This is a genomic window from Cupriavidus sp. YR651 (assembly GCF_900101625.1).
In the GTDB taxonomy this organism is placed as follows: Bacteria; Pseudomonadota; Gammaproteobacteria; order Burkholderiales; family Burkholderiaceae; genus Cupriavidus.
Window position 1 is genome coordinate 1 of sequence record NZ_FMYZ01000046.1, and the last position, 1102, is coordinate 1102.

1 protein-coding gene is annotated in these 1102 nt (G+C 63.1%); it reads right to left on the bottom strand.

Annotated elements, in window-relative coordinates; translation table 11 throughout:
* Window positions 1-1102: ATP-binding protein (locus tag BLR29_RS31825; protein WP_176861128.1), on the bottom strand; the 1102-nt coding region annotated here is incomplete at both ends.

Consider the following 1102-nt stretch of genomic DNA (forward strand, 5'->3'; position numbering starts at 1 on the left):
TTCCCGCCATCAGGTTGAGCTCGGCGAGTTGGTCCCGCTCCGCTGGCTGCGTGATCAGCGGCGCGCCGCGGTTGAGCTGATTGACGATCTCGAAGATCGCCTCCTCCCGTTTCTCGGCAGGCGTGCGCGCGACCAGCAGGCGGCCGATCCGGAGATGGACCTCTGCGCGCATGGCTTTCGGGATGAGCGAATAGGCGGCTTCCTGAACGCGGTCATGAATGAACTTGTAGGCGCCCTCCAATCGCTCGACCAGCTCCTGGCGGACGGCCTCCCAAAGCACCGCATGGACCTGCTTTTCCGGTGTTGCGAGAACGGTCGACAACATCGTGATCTCGGCGACGTTGCCAAGGCAGGCGAGCTGCTGCAACGCCTGCTGTGTTTCTCCCGGCAAGCGACTCAGTTTGCTGACCATCAGGTCCACGACATTGTCGGTGTAGCCCTTGGCGTGAATGCGATCAAGATCCCAGGACCAGCACGCCGCGTCATGATCGAAGTGGAACAGGCCCTCTTCGGCAAGCGAATAGAGAAACTGAATCACGAAGAACGGATTGCCGGCGGTCTTCTCGTGCACCAGCTGCGCCAGCGGCGCGACGCGCATCGGATCGCAGCAGACTGAATCGGCAATCAGTTGCGCGAGGTGTTCACGTGCAAGCCGTGCCAGCGCGATCTCCTCCACCTTGCCGCCAGCGTTCTTGATGGCTTGCAGCGTGCGCTTCAACGGATGAGCGGCATCGACTTCGTTATCCCGATAGGCGCCGATCACCATCAGGTGCCGCAGGTCCGCCCGTGTCAGCAGATCCTCCAGCAAGTCGAGCGTCGCCGTGTCGAGCCATTGAAGATCGTCGAGGAAGAGCGCCAGCGGATGTTCCGGCCGGGCGAAGACACCAATGAACCGGCGAAACACGAGCTGAAAGCGGCTCTGCGCCTGCTGCGGCTCAAGCTCCGGCACCGGCGGCTGGTCACCCGTGATGAGCTTCAGTTCGGGGATGAGGTCGGTCATGAGCCGCGCATTCGGCGCCAGGGCTTCCAGCAACGCGTTACGCCAGCTCGCCAGCTCGGTATCCCGCTTGCCGAGCAGCGGCCGCACCAGGCTCTGGAACGC